Origin of the sequence: Pseudomonas sp. HR96 (genome assembly GCF_034059295.1) — a bacterium.
In the GTDB taxonomy this organism is placed as follows: Bacteria; Pseudomonadota; Gammaproteobacteria; order Pseudomonadales; family Pseudomonadaceae; genus Aquipseudomonas.
Map to the genome: position 1 here is coordinate 3,766,710 of NZ_CP139141.1, position 21,076 is coordinate 3,787,785.

General features: G+C 62.5%; 18 protein-coding genes. 1 reads left to right on the forward strand and 17 read right to left on the reverse strand.

Features of this window, described 5'->3' with window-relative positions; all coding sequences use genetic code 11:
- Nucleotides 1–19: 19 nt before the first annotated feature.
- From leuD to SFA35_RS16830, 12 genes are all read right to left on the reverse strand, one after another.
- Nucleotides 20–634 (reverse strand): 3-isopropylmalate dehydratase small subunit, encoded by a 615-nt coding sequence (gene leuD, locus SFA35_RS16775; RefSeq protein WP_320571663.1) that lies wholly within the window; start codon nt 632–634, stop codon nt 20–22.
- A complete protein-coding gene (gene leuC, locus SFA35_RS16780; protein WP_320571664.1) occupies nt 631–2,076 on the reverse strand; it encodes a 3-isopropylmalate dehydratase large subunit in 1,446 nt (481 codons plus the stop codon). Before leuC ends, leuD begins: the two co-directional genes overlap by 4 nt.
- Nucleotides 2,077–2,134: 58 nt before the next feature.
- Complete coding sequence (locus SFA35_RS16785; protein ID WP_320571665.1) at nt 2,135–2,713, reverse strand: hypothetical protein; 579 nt, start codon at nt 2,711–2,713, stop codon at nt 2,135–2,137.
- A 56-nt stretch (nt 2,714–2,769) separates the two neighbouring features.
- On the reverse strand, nt 2,770–3,144 hold the full coding sequence (locus tag SFA35_RS16790) for a hypothetical protein (protein WP_320571666.1): 375 nt from the start codon (nt 3,142–3,144) through the stop codon (nt 2,770–2,772).
- Nucleotides 3,145–3,227: 83 nt separating this feature from the next.
- Nucleotides 3,228–3,404: a hypothetical protein gene (locus SFA35_RS16795; protein ID WP_320571667.1), complete on the reverse strand. Its 177-nt coding sequence runs from the start codon at nt 3,402–3,404 to the stop codon at nt 3,228–3,230.
- A gap of 1 nt (nt 3,405) precedes the next feature.
- Entirely contained in the window at nt 3,406–3,936 is a 531-nt protein-coding gene (locus SFA35_RS16800; RefSeq protein WP_320571668.1) for a hypothetical protein, read from the reverse strand.
- A gap of 57 nt (nt 3,937–3,993) precedes the next feature.
- Nucleotides 3,994–4,485 carry a DUF4272 domain-containing protein gene (locus SFA35_RS16805; RefSeq protein ID WP_320571669.1) on the reverse strand — a complete coding sequence of 164 codons (492 nt, stop codon included), beginning with the start codon at nt 4,483–4,485 and terminating at the stop codon, nt 3,994–3,996.
- An 826-nt stretch (nt 4,486–5,311) separates the two neighbouring features.
- Entirely contained in the window at nt 5,312–5,740 is a 429-nt protein-coding gene (locus SFA35_RS16810) for a DUF4279 domain-containing protein (protein WP_320571670.1), read from the reverse strand.
- A 65-nt stretch (nt 5,741–5,805) separates the two neighbouring features.
- Nucleotides 5,806–6,438, reverse strand: a complete 633-nt coding sequence (locus SFA35_RS16815) for a hypothetical protein (RefSeq protein WP_320571671.1) — start codon at nt 6,436–6,438, stop codon at nt 5,806–5,808.
- 95 nt (nt 6,439–6,533) lie between these two features.
- Nucleotides 6,534–7,100 carry a hypothetical protein gene (locus SFA35_RS16820; protein WP_320571672.1) on the reverse strand — a complete coding sequence of 189 codons (567 nt, stop codon included), beginning with the start codon at nt 7,098–7,100 and terminating at the stop codon, nt 6,534–6,536.
- 115 nt (nt 7,101–7,215) lie between these two features.
- Nucleotides 7,216–7,578 carry a hypothetical protein gene (locus SFA35_RS16825; protein WP_320571673.1) on the reverse strand — a complete coding sequence of 121 codons (363 nt, stop codon included), beginning with the start codon at nt 7,576–7,578 and terminating at the stop codon, nt 7,216–7,218.
- 90 nt (nt 7,579–7,668) lie between these two features.
- Nucleotides 7,669–8,088 carry a helix-turn-helix domain-containing protein gene (locus tag SFA35_RS16830; protein ID WP_320571674.1) on the reverse strand — a complete coding sequence of 140 codons (420 nt, stop codon included), beginning with the start codon at nt 8,086–8,088 and terminating at the stop codon, nt 7,669–7,671.
- 86 nt (nt 8,089–8,174) lie between these two features.
- On the opposite strand from SFA35_RS16830, the gene SFA35_RS16835 reads away from it, so the two are divergent.
- Nucleotides 8,175–9,020 (forward strand): SDR family oxidoreductase, encoded by an 846-nt coding sequence (locus SFA35_RS16835; protein ID WP_320571675.1) that lies wholly within the window; start codon nt 8,175–8,177, stop codon nt 9,018–9,020.
- Between the two features lie 91 nt (nt 9,021–9,111).
- Here SFA35_RS16835 and SFA35_RS16840 read toward each other — a convergent pair whose 3' ends face one another.
- The 5 genes from SFA35_RS16840 to SFA35_RS16860 all read right to left on the reverse strand — a co-directional run bounded on the left by SFA35_RS16840 (nt 9,112) and on the right by SFA35_RS16860 (nt 20,725).
- The gene (locus tag SFA35_RS16840; RefSeq protein ID WP_320571676.1) at nt 9,112–11,382 is read right to left on the reverse strand and encodes a glycoside hydrolase family 5 protein; all 2,271 of its coding nucleotides are present in this window, start codon (nt 11,380–11,382) and stop codon (nt 9,112–9,114) included.
- 148 nt (nt 11,383–11,530) lie between these two features.
- Nucleotides 11,531–13,084: an efflux transporter outer membrane subunit gene (locus SFA35_RS16845; protein ID WP_320571677.1), complete on the reverse strand. Its 1,554-nt coding sequence runs from the start codon at nt 13,082–13,084 to the stop codon at nt 11,531–11,533.
- Nucleotides 13,085–13,101: 17 nt separating this feature from the next.
- A complete protein-coding gene (locus tag SFA35_RS16850; protein WP_320571678.1) occupies nt 13,102–16,209 on the reverse strand; it encodes an efflux RND transporter permease subunit in 3,108 nt (1,035 codons plus the stop codon).
- A complete protein-coding gene (locus SFA35_RS16855) occupies nt 16,206–19,430 on the reverse strand; it encodes an efflux RND transporter permease subunit (RefSeq protein ID WP_320571679.1) in 3,225 nt (1,074 codons plus the stop codon). The genes SFA35_RS16850 and SFA35_RS16855 overlap by 4 nt, the downstream gene beginning before the upstream one ends.
- Nucleotides 19,427–20,725: an efflux RND transporter periplasmic adaptor subunit gene (locus SFA35_RS16860; RefSeq protein WP_320571680.1), complete on the reverse strand. Its 1,299-nt coding sequence runs from the start codon at nt 20,723–20,725 to the stop codon at nt 19,427–19,429. Before SFA35_RS16860 ends, SFA35_RS16855 begins: the two co-directional genes overlap by 4 nt.
- Between the last annotated feature and the right edge of the window lie 351 nt (nt 20,726–21,076).

Below are 21,076 nucleotides of genomic sequence, written 5' to 3' on the forward strand. Positions count from 1 at the left end.
CCTGTGATTGCAAGGCCGGTCAGGCCAGCCAGGGGTTCTCGGCCAGGTGCCGCTGCTCGAAGGCCTGGATCTGCGCGCGGCGCTGCAGGGTGTTGCCGATCGCATCCAGGCCCAGCAGCAACGAGGTCTTGCGCAGGGCATCGATGCTGAACTCGATCACCTCGCCATCGGCCAGGTGAATCTGCTGCGCCTCTAGGTCAATGTCGATCTGCGCGCCCTCAGGCTGGCTGACCGTCGCCCCCAGACGCTGCAGCACGGCCTCGTCCAGGTTGATGACGAGCACGCCGTTGCGCTGGCAGTTGTCGTAGAAGATACCGGCGAAGCTGCTGCCGATCAGCGCGCGAATGCCCATCTGCTGCAGGCCCCACACGGCGTGCTCGCGGCTCGAGCCGCAGCCGAAGTTGGGGCCCGTCACCAGGAAGCTCGCACCCTGCCAGGCCGGCTGGTTGAGCACGAAGTCCGGGTTGGGCTGGCCGTCGGCCAGAAAGCGCAGGTCGAAGAACAGCCCGCGATCGAGGCCGGCGCGGTCGATGCCCTTGAGAAACTGCTTGGGCATGATCACGTCGGTGTCGACGTTGGCAGCGAGCATCGGCGCGGCCTTGCCGCTGACCCGGGTAAACGGTTGCAGGCTCATGATGGGTCTCCTGGGGCGATTTCGGTGGCGCGGGCAAAGTGGCGAATGTCGGTGAGGTGGCCGCTGATCGCGGCGGCGGCGACCATCGCCGGGCTCATCAGGTGGGTGCGCGCACCGGCGCCCTGGCGGCCTTCGAAGTTGCGGTTGGTGCTGGAGGCGCAGCGGTCGCCGGGGGCCAGCACGTCGTCGTTCATCGCCAGGCACATCGAGCAGCCGGACTGACGCCATTCGAACCCGGCGTCGATGAAGATCTGCGCCAGGCCCTCGGCCTGCGCCTGTTCGCGCACTTCGGTGGAACCGGGCACGATGATCGCCCGTACATGCCTGGCAACGCGCTGGCCGCGTGCGACCTGGGCGGCGTCGCGCAAGTCCTCGATGCGCGCATTGGTGCACGAACCGATGAAGGCGTGGCTGATGACGATATCGCTCAACGGCATGCCGGCTTCAAGCCCCATGTAACGCAGCGCGCGTTGCATGTCCTGGCGCAGGATGAGGTCGTCGACCGCCTGCGGGTCGGGCACGCTGGCGCTGATCGGCGCCGCCTGATCGGGGCTGGTGCCCCAGGTGACCATGGGTTGCAGGCGGCTGGCGTCGACCCACGCCTCGCGGTCATAGCGCGCGCCGGGGTCGCTGCGCAGCTGGCGCCACTGGCTGACCGCGCGCTCCCACAACTCGCCTTTGGGCGCTCGCGGCTTGTTCGCCAGATAACTGAACACCTTGTCGTCGGGGGCCATGAACGCGCCACGCGCGCCAGCTTCCACGGCCATGTTGCAGATGGTCATGCGCGCCTCGACGCTGAGCGCGTCGATGGTGCTGCCGCAAAATTCGATGGCATAACCGGTAGCGCCCGATGCGCCGATCTGTTGGATCAACGCCATGATCACGTCCTTGGCCGTGAGCCCGCTGGCGAGTTCGCCGGTGACCGTCACGCGCATGCTTTTCAGGCGCTTGTACACCAGGGTCTGGGTGGCCAGCAGGTGCTCGATTTCCGAGGTGCCGATGCCGAAGCCAAATGCGCCCAAGGCGCCATAGGTGGTGGTATGGCTGTCGCCGGCGGCGATGACCATGCCCGGCAGGACGAAGCCCTGCTCCGGGGCGATCACGTGCTCGATGCCCTGGCGCTTGTTCAGCACGTCGAGCAGCTCGATGCCGAAGTCCGCGCAGTTCTCGGCCAGGTACGAGACCTGGCGCGCCCCGCCGGCATCGGCCATGGCGGCGACGCGCACGGGTGCGGTGGGGTTGACGTGATCGACCACCGCCAGCGCCGTGCGCGGGCGCCACACACTGCGGCCGGCCTCGCGCAAGCCACTGAAAGCCTGCGGGCTGGTGTACTCGTTGATGACCTGGCGGTCGATGTACAGCAGCACATGGCCCTGGTCGTCGAGGTCGCAGACTCGGTGGGAATCGATGTGCTTGTCGTAGAGCGTTCTAGGGGCAGTCACGGGCGGGCTCGCTGGCGGAGAAAGGCATGCACCCATCTTAGGCAGGCGGTCAGCGCCATCAATCGGTGAGCGGTGATGGCGTGGTACACGGATCGTGTTTGATCAGGCTTGCCCCGGGAGGCTTGGATGCTGCACAACTCTCCACGGGATATCGGGGTAGAAACAGATTATTTGAAGAATGCAGTGAAACCGACAACTGGAATGGCATCTCACCGATCGCCACAATGAAAATTTCACCTGCAAGGCCTTTGAGCAAGATCCCACATTCGCTAAAGACAAGATCTTCGGTACAGGTCAACAATTCGACTTCATTCACAACAAACGGATCAACTGCCAGCCGCTTATAAATGGCCGCGTCAACTGGCACACCACCAGGCCGGAAGGCCAGGTTGATAGTACCTATTTCGTTCCAGTCCACGACTTCCGTTTCAGACGCGGAGACTTCAAGCATTTCGCCTGACCCAAATTCTATTAGAACTCTCCAACAACTGGACAAGTCGTCCCTCTTGTGAATATGCAAGCACTCCACTGACTTATTAATCAGCCGGTTGGAAATCTCATGAGGGGCTGCTCCCTCGACCTGCATATTCAGGTAGGTATGCCCATTTTCAACGTGGCCAATGATGTAGTGCCTCATAGTATTTGATTCCGTTTCATGTGATGTAGATGGGCTGATAGGTAGGAATTTTAAAGTCATCGTTGCTTGATAATCATTTTCCTGAGAGAAATAAAGAATGTAATAAAGATCACGAACTCCAAAAACTGGGCCATCCAATAAGATACCGCTTCAGCGTGGGCTGATACAGCAAAAAAACAATAATGCCAAACAATCACCATAAAGGCTAGAAACAGGGCAACCAAATTATTGTTTGACCGCCAAAAAACTGCCAGGAGCACCCACGTAACCCAAGGCATGAAGCCGGCGACCAATACTTGATATCTGAGAAAATCACTAATCCCGCCAAACCCCTCGACGTCACGCGAACCTAAATAGAGCGCGATGGAAAGAACCACATACACGGTGGTGGCCAAGACAATAACTATGACCCTCAAAAAACGCGAAATCATGGTAACAACCTATCAAATGTATTGGTTTGGCGGCACCGGATTTGGCGGAATATCTTGCAGTCGGCGGCCCTTGTATCGTTCACTCAAGGACCGCGATCACGATGACGATCTTCCCAATCAGCAATCAACCCGTTCGCAATCAATGCAAGCCCCGCGATTAGCGATGCAACCCAGAAATTCACCTTGAAGAGGTAATGACCTGCCGCACCTGCCAGCAACGAAATGGCAAGCCAAACCAAGGTATAGAGCATCCTTTTCATATCAGGGGCATCCACAAGTTCCCGCGCCAACAGCGCCGCCAATGGCCATATCGGCACCAGCCGCGCTCACCGCCGGATGGGTCCGTACTGCTGCCGGTTGAATAGCCTCATCCGAACCGTACTTTGAAAGCAAGTCCTCGTAGCTCTTGATTCGGTAATCCGACCCAGCAAGCGGACCTCTCATAACTCGCTTCAACCCGTTACGGAAGGCCATGGCTCCTGTGCCATCTGCAGCCGCAGCGGCGCCGATCTTTACAATACCCGCATATGCCATACACCCTGCGCCAAGGCCAAGGGACGCCCATTCTCCATCCCCGTCCTCGTCCCCGTCCCCGTCCACATCCTCGTTCGGTGCCCCTACCCCGTACGCATCGCTGTTCCAGCTCCACTGCAAGGTCTGCCCACTGTCGGTCGCCAGACGTGGCATGTCCAGACGTGGCATGTTCAGGTGATCCGCGTGCAGGTACAGCACCTTGCTCGCGCTGATCGTCCCATCAGCGGCGAAGTCGGTATTGACCTGGGCCAGCGGCATGCCGTCCGGCCAGGACCAGTACTGCCCGCTGGCCCTCGATCGATGCTCCCTATTGCTCTACGTATCCTGAGATATTCCATCCCATCCGTCAGTGCTGACCAACCAATCTAATGCATGGCGACGCTTGGTAACCACATACGGATCCAGAGTACCCGGCAATGATCCATGTGTTTGTTGAACCTGCCTAATTGCCCAGTGCAAACAATAAGCCACATCGCATGCTTGCGCCAACTCAAACATTGAACGACGCTTTACAAGCGTGAAGATATGCCAAGACCCCTGCAAATTTTTTAAATTTGGTAAAATCTTAGCAAATTCAACATCACAAACTTTATCAAGATTTATATAAGGCACTAGCCCCAAAAACCAGGCTAACGCCCACATACTTTCAACTTGCATTCTGAATTCATGTAAATCTCCGATTGAGCTTTCAATAAAGAGCCGTTCGGAGTCTGTCAAAAATTCATCTAGCCGCTCGGAGTCGATCCATATTTTTGCCTTGCTTCGATCAAATCCATATGCGCATGCAGCTGAAACATGCAAGCACAACAGCTTCTTAAATATTTATTCGTTTGACCGCAACATTGAAAAATCGCTTAGCAATGGCAAAGCGCCATCCGCAGGGAGCCCTAAATTCGCTGCGATGCCAACCGAATTTTCTCGTATCTGTTTAATGTCCATAGAATGTCCCAAAGCCACCTATACCTTCTGGATGCAGAACGGCAATACAGGATCAGCATGCTCAGACTTACGCAACAAACGCATAACCTCCGAACTGCCAAATCAAGACTTGGTTGCAGGCTGTCTAAGCATGCTTCATATGCCGAACATCAATAAGCATAGACATCTAAACTTAAATCAAACCCTAGCGCTCCAAGTCTACTGAGTAATGAGCTGTCGAGAACATCGCCGATATTACCATCGCCATACTAGCCAACAAAAAATTCTACTTTGTTTCCGTCCCGTTTTAATTTATGGAAAATCGTGGTAAAAAGTTCAAATCCAGCTAAAGCATCAGTTAAGCATTCAGATAAAAACCCTTTGTTTTTCTTACATAAAAGGTACGAGACGTAGTTTGTAGCATACTTTCCTCCTAACTCTCGTCCATCAGGCGCCAGGCGCAATACGCCCTTCACGTGCTCCCATTTCGGTGTTAGACCTAGCGTGGAGCTTAATTTTTTGGTGTCGAATTTGTCACCCTTAACTCTAAGTGACACGGTCTATTGAGTTTCGTCTTTTTCTATAGTTTTCATGATATGTAGGCATCCAGCGGACCGTTCTCGTAAGGATCCCCATTTTCAAGCATCGACTGCACCTATCCCAAGCCTACAACTGCGCCTACTGCTGCTCCAATAGGTCATTGTCATGACCTGTATTACTCATCATTCGAAATATTGATAGTGAATTTGATAGGCATGCCAATTTCAGCCATCTTATCAATGGTCTCAGGCTGAAGAGTGAAGTCCAGGTTCGTGCCACTATCACGGTCGCCCACAACCGATATGAACAGGTCAAGAAATAAATCTTCAACGCCTTGAAGAGATGACCTTCTTTCGCCAATTGAATAATACCTACTGATCCATTCAACAATGAATCCGTCCAGGCTCTCGCTGTAGGATTCCTCTCTCAGCACCCACAGCCCTATGGGCGCCACGATTCCCCCTCCACTGGGAAGACGCCTCAATGCGCCTTTTATTCGAGTTTCGGTGGGCGACAACTTCAATGCCGAAGAGACCGCCTCCGGATTTAGGCTTTCTCCTTTCGCATATATAGCACTCACGATATAGTATTTTTTATTGATCATTTGCTTCCGACTTGAATTGACTATATACGGATTTCACAATGCGTGCCGATAGGGCGTTTGGAATCTCACATGCCTGGCCCTGCGTCTGCCGCTATCCACTGCCCAACTGACGAACCCCACTCCTCCCAGCGGCAAGCCGATACCGTGTCACATTCCACGTCTAAAGATTCAAGCCCTGTAGCGCCATCATGGTATTCCAGCTGGAACGGGTCGTCGTCCGAGTAGCAGATCCATCCCCCGATCCGGGAATCACTCAAAAGATTCCATGAAACTCCGACGAGTGAGACCCCCACTGCCGCAGCGTCTTGAGGAATGTCGGCCTTTTTTCCGCGACGGCGTATGATGGGTTCCCGATTCGCGGGCACCTCGCCACTCGCCGCCGGCCTCTCCCATTCGTGCCGAAACAGAAAGCTGAACGCGAGTGGGCTGTCATAAGATGCAATGTTCCGAGCTGCGCGTTCTTGCTCTGAGGTGGGGACGACAAAATCCAGACCAAAAACCTCAAACTTGAATCGCACGTCCAGATAATCACTCAGGATATGGACCGGCTTAGCATCAAGCATCAACACGTACGACATACTTGTGCTAAAGCTGGATGTCAACTCCAGCACTTCCAGACGTGAAGTCGGCGCTTGAAGCAAGCGAATGGCATCTGGATGGGGGGCTAGATATTTCCTTATCATGACCATTTTATCCAAACCACCTCCCTACCCAAGACAACAGCCTGGTCATGCGCGTTACGCACATACAAAGCAAAAAAACATAGTCTGATATTCTTCACAGCGCCTCCAGCCTACTTGATGCTTTGCTGTTCATGAGGATAAGCCAGCGGATTGCGCTCAAAGTCTGCGAGGAACTGTCGAGACGCCGCTGCGCTGTCAATATCGGTCCACAAGCAGACAACGCCATCTTGAATGCTGAGTATTTTTTGGCTACCGATTGCGGAAGATACGATATGCACGTGACCTTCAAAAAGCAGAAAAAAATAGACTACCGTAGCCAGGCCCCACTCGGTCTGACGATCTACCGCTGGAGATCCTGAAAACTCGAACAAGAACGGCTGGCTGAGGATTTCTGTTGCATCATCCTCTTGCCTGAGCAGCCTGTTGAGAGTGACCTGCGCGCGCTCTTCCAGCGCATTTGAATGATCGCCTTTGAGCATTATCCATTCACCGCGCGGCAGCCAGGCTACAAGGTGCTGAGCCAGGCAGAACAGTTCGGATGCAGTGCTGGGCGGCCGGAATGCGAATGAGCACAACGGTGGCTGATCTTTCTTTGCGCAGATCTGCCCCCACTCACCCATTTGCTTGTCGACGGCATGAAGATAATCTTCCGCTTGATCGATCGTGATATTGCGCACAAAGCCTCCCCGGTCCTTGGGTACATTTCGCGCCTTGATCAATCAGCCAGGGCGGATTCGTTTGCATCTCGCGGGTGCCCTGCATGCTTCGTAGCTTGCTGCACGATATCGTCTGTCATGCAGACTGGCAAACCCGAGTCAAAGCAGCCTCGAATGCTTTTCGGTCAATAGCCTTGAATGCCTTGCCACGACGCATGATACCGAATCTGTCGATAAAATAGCGCTGCCCGTCGAACTCCACCAGCACCCTGGTGTTTTCAGGATCATAACCGTGAACGCTGCCACTCATGCCGCTGGAGATAGCCTGCAGGTCAGCAGCGCTCATGTACCTGACTTCAAAAGCCTTGGCCTTCATTGAGGCTTCAGATTCCGGCGAATACAGTTCGGCGTCAAAAGTAATGATCCAGACTTTGCCGCACTCGCCCGCCGATGCCTGACTCATGAACATCAGCAATAAAACCAGGGACAGCCACTTCATCGATTCCAATCCCTTATGTCTTGACTCATGGCCGCAATGGGCCCCGGCCTGAGCAGGGTCCGGCAAAAAGAGGAGCTCAAGGCCGCAGCCTCAATCCTGCCCTACACCTTCTTCCCGCCGCTCCCGACTCTCCCGCCCCGCCATGATCAACGGCAGCTTGTCCTCGATCCAGTCGACCATGGCCTCCATATGACCCGCCGCTTCCACACCCAGCGGCGTCAGCCGGTATTCGACATGGGGCGGCACCACGGGCAGCGACTTGCGTTCGATCAGGCCGTCGCCTTCCAGGCCCTGCAGGGTTTGCGCGAGCATCTTTTCGCTGACGCCGCCGATCTTGCGGCGCAGTTCGCTGAAGCGGTGCATGCCGCCGAGCAGGATGACCAGCACCAGTACGCCCCAGCGGCTGGTCATGTGCTTGAGCACCTCGCGTGACGGGCAATCGGCCTTGAGCAGGTCGCCTCGGCGCACGGCCACGGAAAAGGGTACGGGGAATGCTTCGGGAGTACTCATTGCACTTACCTTTTGGTACGTACTTACATTTAGTTAGCTTGGGGTTTAGGGTGACGACTCTTTCCATTTCAAGCAAGGAAATAATCATGATCGCTGTCACTGGAGCCACCGGCCAACTGGGCCGTCTCGTCATTCACGCATTGCTGTCGCGGGTACCTGCCAGCGACATCACCGCCCTGGTCCGCGACCCAGCCAAGGCTCAGGACCTCGCCGAGCTCGGCGTGGACGTGCGCCAGGCCGACTACAGCCAGCCGCAGACGCTGACTGCCGCGCTGGAAGGTGTCGACAAGCTGCTGTTGATTTCCTCCAACGAGCTGGGCCAGCGCGTCGCTCAGCACCGTGCGGTGATCGACGCCGCCAAGGCTGCCGGGGTCAGCCTGCTGGCCTACACCAGCGTGCTGCACGCGGACGTCTCCAAGCTGGGCCTGGCCGCCGAACACCGCGACACCGAGCAGGCGCTGATCGCTTCAGGCGTGCCTTATGTGCTGCTGCGCAACGGCTGGTACACCGAAAACTACCTGGCCAGCGTGCCGGCGGCGGTGGAACACGGGGCCTTGCTCGGCAGCGCGCAGGAGGGGCGCATCAGCTCGGCGGCGCGCAGCGACTATGCCCAAGCGGCTGCCATTGTCCTGAGCGCTGAAGGCCATGCGAACACCGTGTATGAGCTGGCCGGCGACGACAGCTACACCCTCACCGAACTGGCCGCGCTGATCGCCGCCAAAGCTGGCAAGCCGGTGGTTTACCAGAACCTGCCGCAGGCCGAATTCGAGAAGATCCTGGTCAGCGTGGGCCTGCCCGCGCCATTGGCCGAGCTGTTGGCAGACTCCGATGCCGCGGCCGCCCAGGGCGCGCTGTTCGACGACAGCCGGCAGTTGAGCCAGTTGATTGGCCGGGCGACCGTGCCCGTGGCGCAGTCGCTGGCTGAGGTTTGACCGCCAGCGGTGCCTGGCGTGGGGTTCGATACGGCCGCCACCGGCCGCCCGTGCGGCCGGTGGCGATGGCAATCGATGTACGGCGTACAGCTCACCGCCACACCCGATAGGCCTCCTCCGCCAGCAGGCGGTGCCCCGGACTGGCCAGGTGCATTTCGTCGAAGGGCACTCGCTCGCTCGCCGGCAGCCACTTGCAGGGGTCGCCGGGGCTGCGGACCGCATCGTTGCTCAGCACGCAGTCGAAGGCGTCGGGAGCGACCATGGCGTTGAACCGCGCCGGGGCATCGCCCTCGGCCCAGCCGTCGACCACCGTCTGCCCGGCGTCGCTGGCCCACTGATCGCTGGAGCGGGTGCGCGGCAGCAGGCGCGCCACGGCAATCGGGCCGCTGGCACCGGCACGGCGGCATTGCTCGATATGCTCCAGCAGCTGGGCGAACAACTCCTCGGCCGTGCTTGCATCGCGCCCGTTCAGGTCGTAGCTGCCGAAGAACAGGCAGCCGCCATCCGGGCAATACTCCAGCAAGGCGCTCAGGCGGTGCTCGTCCAGGCCGCACACGGCGGTGGCGTTGGGCACGGCAAAGTTGATCGAGCCGGGCTTGCGCGGGTGCAGGGCCACCCAGCGCTGGAACCAGCCCGACCCACGGCCGAGGGCCGCGTCGCCATAGTTGGTGCTCTGGGTGTCGCCGCGCATGAACAGCGCGTACCCGGGCTCGCCCACATGCCGGCCGAGGACGATGGGGCAGTAGCCGCTGTCGTGGTGCCGCGGCGCCGCGCCCTGGTGCGTGAAGGCGCCGGGCTGGTAGAGGTCGGACAGCGTGGTGTGCGCCGGGTCGCTGATCGACACGCTGCTGCCCGGCTGGTCGTGGGTGGTGCGCCAGGAGCGCGGCACGCGGTGACCGGCGCCGTTGAAATGAATCACCCCCTTGATCCAGCCCATGGCGTCATTGTCGAACTGGCTCAGGCCGAACAGGTCCGCCGCCAGGGGGTCGGCGTGCACGTCGCCGGCGCCGTCCCATAAGGTGAAGCTGCGGCTGCCGTCGAAGGTCACCGGCTGCACCTGGCCATTGAATTCCACCGCCAGCCCGGTGAAGGGCAGCAGGTTGCCGGTGTCTTCGCCGGTGCGGCTGTGGGGCGGCAGGAACCAGTTGCTCAGCGACAGCACCAGCTCGGCGACGTCGCCACCGCCGATGAAGAACGGGAAGCGAAAGGCGTATTCGGTCTGCGCCCCGCCGCTGTCGGCTGCCTGCACGGCGGCGTTGATCGGGTTGAATTGACTGGCGACGCGCAGACCCTCCCCAGGTCCTGGTTCTGGTTCTGGATCGATCACCTCCTCTTCCTCGGGCAGCAGCGAAGGCTGCTCATCGGGCTGGCGGTCCACCGGGCCGATGCGGTCGGCGAAGTGCAGGTGCCGGGTCACCCATTCGACCTGGCCGAGCAGCTCGCCGTTGTATTCGCAGGAGGTTTCGTGGCCTTCGTTCCACTGCGAACCGCCCGCCCAGTAGAACACCGGGATCTGGTTGCGCACGGCGTAGGCCAGCAGGCGGTCCATGGCGCGCAAGGCCTTGGGCATGAACTCGGGCACCCCCAGCTCGCCGAGAAAGCCCTGTTGGCCATGGGCCTTGAGCCAGTTGAAGAAAGGCACGGCGCGGTACACACCGATATTGGGGTGTATGTCTTCGTCGAGGTCCGCGTAGCGCCCGCTGGTGTCGCGGTCCAGGTAGATGTGCGCTTCGTACAGCAGGTGCTCGCCGCGCAGCGGGAAATACGCGCCGTTCTGGTCTTCCCAGAATTGTGCAGTGGAAAAACCGTCGCCGGCGATGATGATCGGCGTGGTGGGGTCCACGGCGCGAATGGCATCGACGCAGCGCTGGGCGCCAGCGGCCCATCGACCCTCAGTGCCCTTGGGCTCGTTCATCAGGCCATAGCCCCACACGGCCGGGTGCTGGCTGACCCGCGCGACCAGCTTGAGCCAGGCGTCGATCCAGGCGTCGACCGAGACCTGCGGGTCGCGGCCGATTTCCACGTACTCGCGGTCGTCGACCTTGCGCTCGTAGTAGTTGTGCATGTCCAGCAGCACTTGCATGCCGGCCTCGTGGGCGCCGTCGAGGGCGGCCATGAAGCGCTGCATTTCGTCGGGGTCCAGGTCAGCGAACAGGCTGTGCTGGATGCGCTCCCAGCGAAACGGCAGGCGCACCAGCTTGAACCCCGAGGCGACGTAGCGCTGGAAATTGGCCGCGCGCGGCCAGGTGTAGTGGTGGCCGTGCTGGCCGGGCATGCTGTCGCTGAATTCGGCGCCGGCGATGTTCATGGCCATCAGCTGCAGCGGCGCCTGGCAGCGTTTGGCGGGTGGGTTGGCTGGCATGGCAAGCCTCCTGAATGAGCGATCCGTGGGGATGCAGCTCGCTCAGTAAGGCCTGCAAACCCGGCCCTGTCACGCCGCGATACTGAAAACCTTTTGCCTCACCCAGGCCTGTGAAAGTCCTGGCACAAGGCGCTCTGGCACGGGCGTTTCAGGGCGCCGACCAGGAGCCGCCCAAAGCCGCCTGCAACTGCACGCTGGTGACCAACTGGGTGCCCACCAGGCTGAGCAGGGTCTGGCGTTCGCTGAGGCTGGTGGCCTGGGTGGTGGCGACGTCCAGGTAATCGATGACGCCTGCCTCGTACTGGTCGCGGCTGACCGAGGCGGAGTCTTCGGCCGACTGCGCCGAGTTGCGCCGCGCCACCAGTTCCGGTTCCAGAGTGCGCAGTTCGACCAGATAATCCTCGACCTCACCCAGGCCGGTGAGCACGGTCTGGCGGTAGGCGGCGACCTTGGCGTCGTAGTTGGCGCGGGCCTGGTCGACGCCGGCGCGGGTGGCGCCGAAGTCGAGCAAGGTGCCGCTCAGGCTTGGGCCGATCGACCAGAAGTGGTTGGGCAAGGAGAACAGATTGCCGAAGCTGCTGTTCTGGTAGCCGCCGCTGGCGCTGAGGGTCAGGTCCGGGTAGTAGGCCGCGGTAGCCACCCCCACGGCCGCGTTGGCGGAGGCCATGGCCCGTTCGGCCGAGGCGATGTCGGGGCGACGTTCCAGCAGACGGCTGGGAATACCCAAGGGCACCTGCGGCACGTGGTAGGTCCAGTCGTGATCGGCCGCCAGGCTGAAATCGGCCGGCGCCTTGCCCATCAGCAGGGCGATGGCGTGCTCGTATTGGGCGCGCTGCCACCTGAGGTCAAGCAGCGAGGCCTGGGCGCTCAGCAGCTGGGTCTTGCCGGTGGCCAGGTCGGCGCGCGAGGAGATCTGCTCGTCATATTTGTTCTGGATGATCTGCAGGTAGCGCTGGTAGCCGGTAATGGTCTGTTCGTAGAGGGCGATGCGCTGGTCGAGGATGCGCAGCTGGAAGTAGTCCTGGGCCAGCGAGGATTGCGCACTCAGGGTGGCGTTGGCCAGGTCTGCGGCGCTGGCCTGGGCGCTGGCGCGGTCCTCCTCGACGGTGCGGCGCAGCTTGCCCCAGATGTCGGCCTCCCAGCTCAGCTTGAGGCTGGCCGAGACGCTTTTGCTGACGCTGCTGCCACCACCGCTGTTGCCGGTGCTGGTGGTCGTGGTGGTGCCGGTGGTGGTGGTCGCCCCCGTGGTGCTGCCGGTGGCAGTGCCGGTGCTGGTGCCGGTGGTGATGCCGCTGCCACCGGTGATCACACTGGTGCTCGACGAGCCGCTTCCGCTGCCGCTGCGGGTGCTGTCACCGGTGGCGGTCAGGGTCGGAAACAACCCGGCCTGGCTCTGGTCCACCAGCCCCAGGGCCTGGCGATACAATGCGGCGTATTGCGCGACGTTCTGGTTGTTCAGCTGCACCTGGCTGACCAGCGCATTGAGCTGCGGGTCCTGGTACAGCTCCCACCACGGCCCCTTGGGCAGTTCATCCTGGGGGCTGGCGGCCTTCCAGCCGGCGGCCTCCTTGAACTGGGTGGAGATCGGCGCGGTCGGGCGCTGGTAGTCCGGGCCGACCATGCAGCCACCCAGGACCACCAGGGTGGCCAGTGCGCACAGCTGGAACGGAGCGCGGAGCCTGAAAAGCAGATAAGCGTTCATCGAATAACCCATTTCAATCAGCCGGCAGCGTGAGTACGGCGAATACGTGTGTGCCACAGGTGCCGAGTGGCGCGGCTCAAGCGGTCCAGATAGAGGTACACCACCGGGGTGGTGAACAGCGTCAGCAACTGGCTGAGCGCCAGGCCACCGGCGATCGCCATGCCCAGCGGCTTGCGCAGGTCGGCGTCGCCGCCGCTGCCCAACGCCAGCGGCAAGGCGCCGAAGAAGGCCGCCAGGGTGGTCATCATGATTGGCCGCAAGCGCATGCGGCAGGCTTCCATGATCGCCTGCTCCGGGCTCATGCCGCCCTGGCGCTCGGCGATCAGGGCGAAGTCGATCATCATGATCGCATTCTTCTTGACGATGCCGATCAGCAGCAGGATGCCAATCAGGGCGATCACTGTCAGCTGCATATTGGTGATCTGCAGCAGCAACAACGCCCCGACCCCGGCCGAGGGCAGCGTCGAGAGAATGGTCAGCGGGTGGATATAGCTCTCGTAGAGCACGCCGAGCACGATGTACACCGCCAGCAAGGCCGCCAGGATCAGCCACGGCATGCTCGCCGCCAGCGCCTGGAAGGCCTTGGCGGTGCCGGCAAAACCGGTCTGCACGTCGCGCGGCATGCCCAGCTTGTCGATGGCTGTGTTGACCGCCAGGGTGGCCTGCTCCAGCGACACGCCGTCGGCCAGGTTGAAGGCCAGGGTGCTGGTCGCCGACTGCCCTTGGTGGGCCACCGACAGCGGCGCGTTGTCCGGGGCGAAGCTGGCGAATGCGGTGAGCGGCACCTGCTGGCCGCTGCTGCCGATCACGTACAGGCGCGAGAGCATGGCCGGGTCGGTGGTGTAGGCCGGGTCCAGCCCCATCACCACGTGGTACTGGTTGAGGGTCTTGTACAGCGTGGCCACCTGGCGCTGGCTGAAGGCGTTGTTGAGCAAGGTATCGATGTCGGTGACGCTGACGCCCAGGCGGCTGGCGGCGGCGCGGTCGATGTGCAGCTTGATCTCCTGGCCGCCGGTCTGCGAGTCGGAGTCCAGGCCGGTGATCTCGGCCAGGGGGCGCAGCGCCGCCTCGACCTTGGGCGTCCATTCGCGCAGCACGCTGAGGTCGTCGGCGCGCAGGCTGAACTGGTAGGTGGCGTTGGCCGAGCGGCCCCCGACGCGGATGTCTTCGGCCGGCTGCATGAACACCTGCACGCCGGCGGTGTTGCCGTTCTCGCGCATGATCCGGTTGGCGATCACCTGGGCACTGCTGGTGCGCTCCTGGTAGTCCTTCAGGCGAATGAAGAACTGGCCGCTGTTGCGCGACCCGAAGCCGCCGCCACCGGTGGACGACATCACCGCCTCGACGTCGGGGTCCTTGGCGATATTGCGGGCGATCTGCAGCAGGTAGGGCTTGAGCGCGGTGTAGGAAATCGCCTGGTCGGCGCGCGCGCCGCCGATGATCAGGCCGGTGTCCTGGGCCGGGAAGAAGCCTTTCTGCACCGTGGCGTACAGGTGCACGTTGAAGATTACCGTGAGCAGCAGGCTGAGCATGGTCAGCACGCGGTGGCGCAGCACCCAGGCCAGCGCCGCGAGGTAGCCGGCCTGGAGCCGCGCCAGGCCCTTTTCCACCCATTGGTAGAGCCGCGGCACCGGCGCCTGGTGGTCGGGCTGGCGCAACAGCAGCACGCAGAGCACCGGCGTCAGGCTCAGGGACACCAGCATCGACAGCACCAGCGCCACGCTCAGGGTGATGGCGAACTCGCGAAACAGGCGGCCGACGATGTCGCCCATCAGCAGAATGGGAATGAACACGGCAATCAGCGACAGGGTCATCGACAGCACGGTGAAACCGACCTCGCGGGTGCCCATCAGGGCCGCGCGCAACGGGCGCATGCCCTGCTCCTGGTAGCGGGCGATGTTCTCCAGCACGACGATTGCGTCGTCCACCACGAAGCCGGTGCAGATGATCAGCGCCATCAGCGACAGGTTGTCGAGGCTGTAGCCCACCAGGTACATCACCGCGCAGGTGCCGATCAGCGACACCGGCAGCACCACCGCCGGGATGAGGGTGGCGCGCACGTTGCGCAAGAACACGAAGACCACCGCGATCACCAGCAGGGTGGCGATCAGCAGCGTCTCTTCGGTGTCGTGCAGCGAGGAACGGATGGTTGGCGAGCGGTCGATCACCCGTACCAGCTGCACGTCGCCCGGCACCATGGCCTGCAACTGCGGGATCAGCGCCTTGATGCTGTCGATGGTCGCCAGCATGTTGGCCCCGGCCTGGCGCGTGACGCCCAGGGTCACCGAAGGCTGGCCGTTGTAGAAGCCGCCGACGAAGTTGTCTTCCACGGCGTCGTAGACGTTGGCGACGTCGCCCAGGCGCACGGCGGCGCCGTTCTGGTAGCTGACGATCAGCTGGCGGTAGTCGTCGGCCTTGTCGATCTGGTCGTTGCCGTCGATCAGCCAGTGCTGGCCCTCGCCTTGCAGGATGCCCTTGGGCTTGGCCTGGGTGGCCTTGTTGACGGCGCTGCGCACGGTGTCGAGGGAAATCCCGGCGCGCGCCAGCATGTTCGGCTGCAGGTCGATGCGCACCGCCGGCAGCGAGCCGCCGCGCACCGAGACCTCGCCGACGCCGTTGACCTGGGCGATCTTCTGCTGAAGCTTGCTGTAGGCCAGGTCATACAGCTCCCCGCGCCCGCGGGTGGCCGAGGTCAGGGCGAGCATGATGATCGGCGCGTCGGCCGGGTTGGCCTTGCGGTAGGTCGGCAGCGACGGCATCGAGCTGGGCAGCAGGCTGCGCGAGGCGTTGATCGCCGCCTGCACATCGCGGGCGGCGCCGTTGATGTCGCGGTCCAGGCCGAACTGCAGCACCAGGGTGGTGGAGTTCTGCGCGCTGCTGGAGGTCATCTCGCTGATCCCGGCGATCTGCCCCAGGGCCCGCTCCAGCGGCGTGGCCACGGTCGCGGCCATGGTCTCGGGGCTGGCGCCGGGCAGGCTGGCGGTGACGATGATGGTCGGGAAATCCACCTGCGGCAGCGGCGCCACCGGCAACAGGGCAAAGCCCAGCACCCCGGCCAGGGTGATGCTCAGGCTCAGCAGCAAGGTGGCCACGGGCCGGCGGATGAACACCCGCGACAGGTTCATGGTGCGCTGCCCTGCTCAACCCGGCGGTTGCGGCCCAGGCGCGCCCGCGCGCGGTCGCTGAGGCGGTCGAACATCAGGTAGATCACCGGCGTGGTGAACAGCGTGAGCAACTGGCTGAGCAGCAGCCCGCCGACGATCACCAGGCCCAACGGGCGGCGCAGCTCGGCGCCGGCGCCGGTCGCGAGCATCAGCGGCAAGGCGCCGAACAACGCCGCCAGGGTGGTCATGAGGATCGGCCGCAGGCGCAGCAGGCAGGCCCGGTGAATCGCCTCGCGGGCATTCAGGCGCAGGTGCTGGCGGCCTTCAAGGGCGAAGTCGATCATCATGATGGCGTTCTTCTTGACGATGCCGATCAGCAGAATCACCCCGATCAAGGCGATCAGGCTGAATTCGGTGCCGCACAGCAACAGCGCCAGCAAGGCGCCGATGGCCGCCGAGGGCAAGGTCGAGAGGATGGTCACCGGGTGGATGAAGCTCTCGTAGAGCATGCCCAGCACGATGTACATGGTGATCAGCGCCGCGAGGATCAGCCACAGGGTGTTGCCGGTGGCGCTCTGGAAGGCCTGGGCCGCGCCCTGGTAGCGCAGGGTGATGCTGTCGGGCGCCTTGACCTCAGTCATCACTTCGCTGATCGCTTTTTGCGCCTGCTCCAGCGAATAGCCGTCGGCCAGGTTGAACGACAGGGTCACGGCGGCGAACTGATCGAGCCGGCTGAGCATCAGCGCGCCGGTGCGCTGGCTGACCTTGGCGATGTCGGTCAGGCGCACCATCTGCGTGGCGGTAGTGGTGCTGCTGGTGGTGCTGGTCGCGGTGCTGCTGGAAGTGCTGCTGGTGGACGTCGGTGCACCGGCGGCGGTGCTGGTGCTGCTGTTGGAACCGGTGGTCGAGGCGCTGGTGCCCGCCAGGTAGATATTGCCGAACGCCGCCAGCGACTCCTGGAACTTGCCCGGCACCTGCAGCACCACGCGGTACTGGTTGGACTGGGTGAAGATGGTCGAGATCAGGCGCTGGCCGAAGGCGTTGTACAGCGCTGTGTCGACGTCCGAGGCGCTGATGCCGTAGCGCATGGCGGCGGCGCGGTCGAGCTCGACGTAGGCGACCAGGCCCTGGTCCTGCAGGTTGTCGATGACGTCGCGCAGTTCCGGGCGGGCCTGCAACTTGGCCATCAGGCGCGGCATGATGGCCGACAGGTTGCTGCTGTCGGAGTCGTCGAGGGTGAACTGGTACTGGCTGGGGGTCAGCTGGTCGTCGACGGTGAGGTCCTGGGACGACACCAGGTTGAGCTGGATGCCGGCGACCGAAGCCGCGGCCTGCTGCATGCGCGTGATGATCTGGGCGGCGGTGTCGCTGCGCTCTTCGAACGGCTTGAGTTCGATCTGCAGGCGGCCGTTGTTCAGCGAGCCGTTGGTGCCGTCCACGCCCAGCGTCGAGGACACCGAGGCGACGGCCGGGTCCTGGCGCACCACCTCGACCATGGCCTGTTGGCGGCGCGCCATTTCGCTGAACGAGACGTCCTGCGAGGCGCGGGTAAAGCCCTGAATCAGGCCGGTGTCCTGGGACGGGAAGAAGCCCTTGGGCACGATCAGGTAGAGGAACGCGGTGAGCGCCACGGTGCCGACTGCCACCAGCAGGGTCAGCCGCTGGTGGTCGAGCACCCACAGCAGGCCGCGGTCGTAGGCGCCCAGCACCTTCTGGTACTGGCGGTCACCCCAGGCGGCGAAGCGGCCCTGCTGCCCTTGCGGCGTGTGCCGCAGCAAGTGCGCGCAGAGCATGGGCGTGAGGGTCAGGGAAATGACCATGGACACCAGGATCGCCACCGCCAGGGTGATGGCGAACTCGCGGAACAGCCGCCCGACCACGTCGCCCATGAACAGCAGCGGAATCAATACGGCGATCAGCGAGAAGGTCAGCGAGATGATGGTGAAGCCGATTTCCTGCGAGCCCTTGAGCGCAGCGGTCAGTGGTTCCTCGCCCTCCTCCAGGTGCCGGGAGATGTTCTCCACCACCACGATGGCGTCGTCGATGACAAAGCCGGTGGCGATGGTCAGGGCCATCAGGGTCAGGTTGTTGAGGCTGAAACCGGCCAGGTACATGACGCCGAAGGTGCCCACCAGCGACAGCGGCACGGCCACGCTGGGGATCAGCGTGGCGGTAAGGTTGCCGAGGAACAGGAAGGTCACCAGCACCACCAGGGCAATCGACAGGCACAGTTCGATCTGCACGTCCTTGATCGAGGCGCGGATGGTCTGGGTGCGGTCGTTGAGCACGGTCAGCTTGACCGAGTCTGGCATGGCCGCCTGCAGGGTCGGCAGCTGTTTCTTGATCGCGTCGACCACCTGGATGACGTTGGCGCCGGGCTGGCGCTGCACATTGATGACGATCGCCGGCGCGCCGTTGGCGGTGGCCGAGAGGTACTGGTCCTGCGGCGCCTCGACGGTGGTGGCGACGTCCTTGAGGTGCAGCGCGGCGCCGTTCTCGTAGGCCAGCACCAGTTCGCCGTACTCCACGGCGTCGCGCAGCTGGTCGTTGGCGTCGATGGTGATCGAGTGCGCCGGGCCGTCGAAGCCGCCCTTGGAGCCATTGACGTTGGCGGCGTTGACCTTGGTGTAGACGTCTTCCAGGGTCAGGCCGTGGGCGGCCAGGCTGGTGGGGTTGACCTCGATCTTGACCGCCGGTTGCTGGCCGCCGGCCAGGCTGACCAGGCCGACGCCGGAGATCTGCGAGAGCTTGAGCGCCACGCGGTTGTTGACCAGGTCCTGCACGCGGGTCAGCGGCAGGCTGTCGGAGGTGGCGGCCAGGGTCAGCACGGCGGTGTCGGCCGGGTTGACTTTCTTGTAGGTCGGCGGGTTGGGCAGGTCGCTGGGAATCAGGCTGGTGGCGGCGTTGATCGCTGCCTGCACTTCCTGCTCGGCGACGTCCAGCGACAGGTCCAGGGAGAACTTCAGGGTGATCACCGAGGCGCCCGCCGAACTGGTCGAATACATCTGCGACAGGCCCGGCATCTGCCCCAACTGGCGTTCCAGCGGCGCGGTGACCGCCGAGGCAAGCACGTTGGAGCTGGCCCCGGGGTACAGCGTGGTGACCTGGATGGTCGGGTAGTCCACCTCGGGCAGGGCCGAGGTGGAGAGCAGCTTGTAGGCGAAGATGCCGGCCATGAGCACCGCCATCATCAGCAGCACGGTGGCGACCGGGCGCTGGATAAAGAGGCGTGAGGGGTTCATGACTTGGCGTCGCTGGCAGCCGGTTTGTCGGCGCCGTCACGCTTCTTGTGCGTGCCCGCCGGCTGGTCGCCACTGGCCGGTTGCGCGGCCTGGCCGTCGGCTTGCTCCAGGGTCACCTTGGCGCCATCGCGCAGGTGGTCGATGCCGCGCGTGACCACCTGCTCCTCGTTGGCCACGCCCTTGGTCACCACGGTACTGTCGCCGACCACCGGGCCGACCTCGATGGCGCGGCGCTCGACCTTGTCGTCCTTGACCACGTAGACGAAGTGGCCCTGGTTGCTCAACTGCACCGCCGCCGAAGGGACTACCACGGCGTTGTGCAGGGTGTCGGTCTGCAGGCTGACGTTGACGAACTGGTTGGGGTAGAGCTTTTCGTCCGGGTTGTCGAACACCGCCTTGAGCTTGATGCTGCCGGTGGTGGTGTCGATCTCGTTGCTGATGAACTTCAGTGTGCCCTGAGCCAGCACGCCGGTGCCCAGCTGGTCCATGGCCTTGACCGGCAGTGCAAGGTTCTGGCGCAGCTTGGGCAGCACATTGGCGATCTGCCCCTGGGGAATGCTGAAGGTCACGGCGATCGGGTTGGTCTGGGTCACGGTGACCAGGCCGCTGGTACTGCTCGACTGCACGATGTTGCCCGGGTCGACCAGGCGCAGGCCGGTGTAGCCATCGATTGGCGAGGTGATGCGCGCGTAGGTCAGGTTCAGCCGGGCCGCATCGATCTGCGCCTGGTCGGCCTTGACCGCACCGGCGTACTGGCCGACGGTGGCGATCTGCGTGTCGAGGTCCTGCTTGGCCAGCGAGTCTTTCGCCACCAGGCGCTTGTAGCGCTCGGCGGTCAGTTGCGCATTCTTCAGCAGGGCCTGGTTCTGCGCCAGGTCGCCGAGGTACTGGTCGAGGGTGGCCTGGTAGGCACGCGGGTCGATCTGCGCCAGCAACTGGCCCTTTTTCACGTACTGGCCTTCGGTGAAGTAGACCTGCTGCAGCTCGCCGTCGACGCGGCTGGTGACCGTGACCGAATAATTGGGAATCACCGTGCCCAGCGCCTGCTGGGTCACTGGCACGTCGGCCAGGCCGGCCTTGCCCACCGCAACGCTGACCGCCTGCGACGGGTCGTTTGCCCCGCGCCCCATGCCCGGCCCACGCCGCCCCCCGGCCGGCGGCCCGGCATCGTCGGCGGACGAATGAGAGCCGCGCAGCAGAGGCACGCCATAGAAGATCGCCAGGGCGATGGCGACGACAACGAGCACCGTCAGCAACAGACGCGAGCGAGAACGGGTGGCGGGGTTCTGGTTCATTGAACACTTCTGTATCAGCGAGTGAAATGGGAGGCTGGGGCGCGGAAATGGTTCCTGTCCAGGTTATCGGCAAGGTAGCGATTAAATGTGCAGGAAATATGGAGGGGGGGAGATTCCGAGCGCTTGGCGAAATGTCCATTGGCCCATAAGCGGTCGGCTTGAGATGCAAGCACGGCCACCACCGGCCAACTTGAGATTCAATTACGGCCACCACCGGCCGCCCGCGCGGCCTATCGCGGGCTTCGCGCGCTCCCACGTTTGTTTCGAGCGTGCCGTTCCAGGCAGATTTCCTATGACCGCCCTGGTGCTTTACGGTCTATCGTGGAACATCAAATGGATGCATGCGAACGA

Excerpts from the sequence above, each read along its gene's own strand:
- SFA35_RS16790 (WP_320571666.1), bottom strand. The coding sequence starts at position 3,144 with ATGATTTCGCGTTTTTTGAGGGTCATAGTTATTGTCTTGGCCACCACC.
- SFA35_RS16835 (WP_320571675.1), top strand. The coding sequence starts at position 8,175 with ATGATCGCTGTCACTGGAGCCACCGGCCAACTGGGCCGTCTCGTCATT.
- SFA35_RS16825 (WP_320571673.1), bottom strand. The coding sequence starts at position 7,578 with ATGAAGTGGCTGTCCCTGGTTTTATTGCTGATGTTCATGAGTCAGGCA.
- leuD (WP_320571663.1), bottom strand. The coding sequence starts at position 634 with ATGAGCCTGCAACCGTTTACCCGGGTCAGCGGCAAGGCCGCGCCGATG.
- SFA35_RS16845 (WP_320571677.1), bottom strand. The coding sequence starts at position 13,084 with ATGAACGCTTATCTGCTTTTCAGGCTCCGCGCTCCGTTCCAGCTGTGC.
- SFA35_RS16860 (WP_320571680.1), bottom strand. The coding sequence starts at position 20,725 with ATGAACCAGAACCCCGCCACCCGTTCTCGCTCGCGTCTGTTGCTGACG.
- SFA35_RS16840 (WP_320571676.1), bottom strand. The coding sequence starts at position 11,382 with ATGCCAGCCAACCCACCCGCCAAACGCTGCCAGGCGCCGCTGCAGCTG.
- SFA35_RS16830 (WP_320571674.1), bottom strand. The coding sequence starts at position 8,088 with ATGAGTACTCCCGAAGCATTCCCCGTACCCTTTTCCGTGGCCGTGCGC.
- SFA35_RS16855 (WP_320571679.1), bottom strand. The coding sequence starts at position 19,430 with ATGAACCCCTCACGCCTCTTTATCCAGCGCCCGGTCGCCACCGTGCTG.
- SFA35_RS16810 (WP_320571670.1), bottom strand. The coding sequence starts at position 5,740 with ATGATCAATAAAAAATACTATATCGTGAGTGCTATATATGCGAAAGGA.
- SFA35_RS16850 (WP_320571678.1), bottom strand. The coding sequence starts at position 16,209 with ATGAACCTGTCGCGGGTGTTCATCCGCCGGCCCGTGGCCACCTTGCTG.
- SFA35_RS16795 (WP_320571667.1), bottom strand. The coding sequence starts at position 3,404 with ATGAAAAGGATGCTCTATACCTTGGTTTGGCTTGCCATTTCGTTGCTG.
- SFA35_RS16800 (WP_320571668.1), bottom strand. The coding sequence starts at position 3,936 with ATGCCGCTGGCCCAGGTCAATACCGACTTCGCCGCTGATGGGACGATC.
- SFA35_RS16785 (WP_320571665.1), bottom strand. The coding sequence starts at position 2,713 with ATGAGGCACTACATCATTGGCCACGTTGAAAATGGGCATACCTACCTG.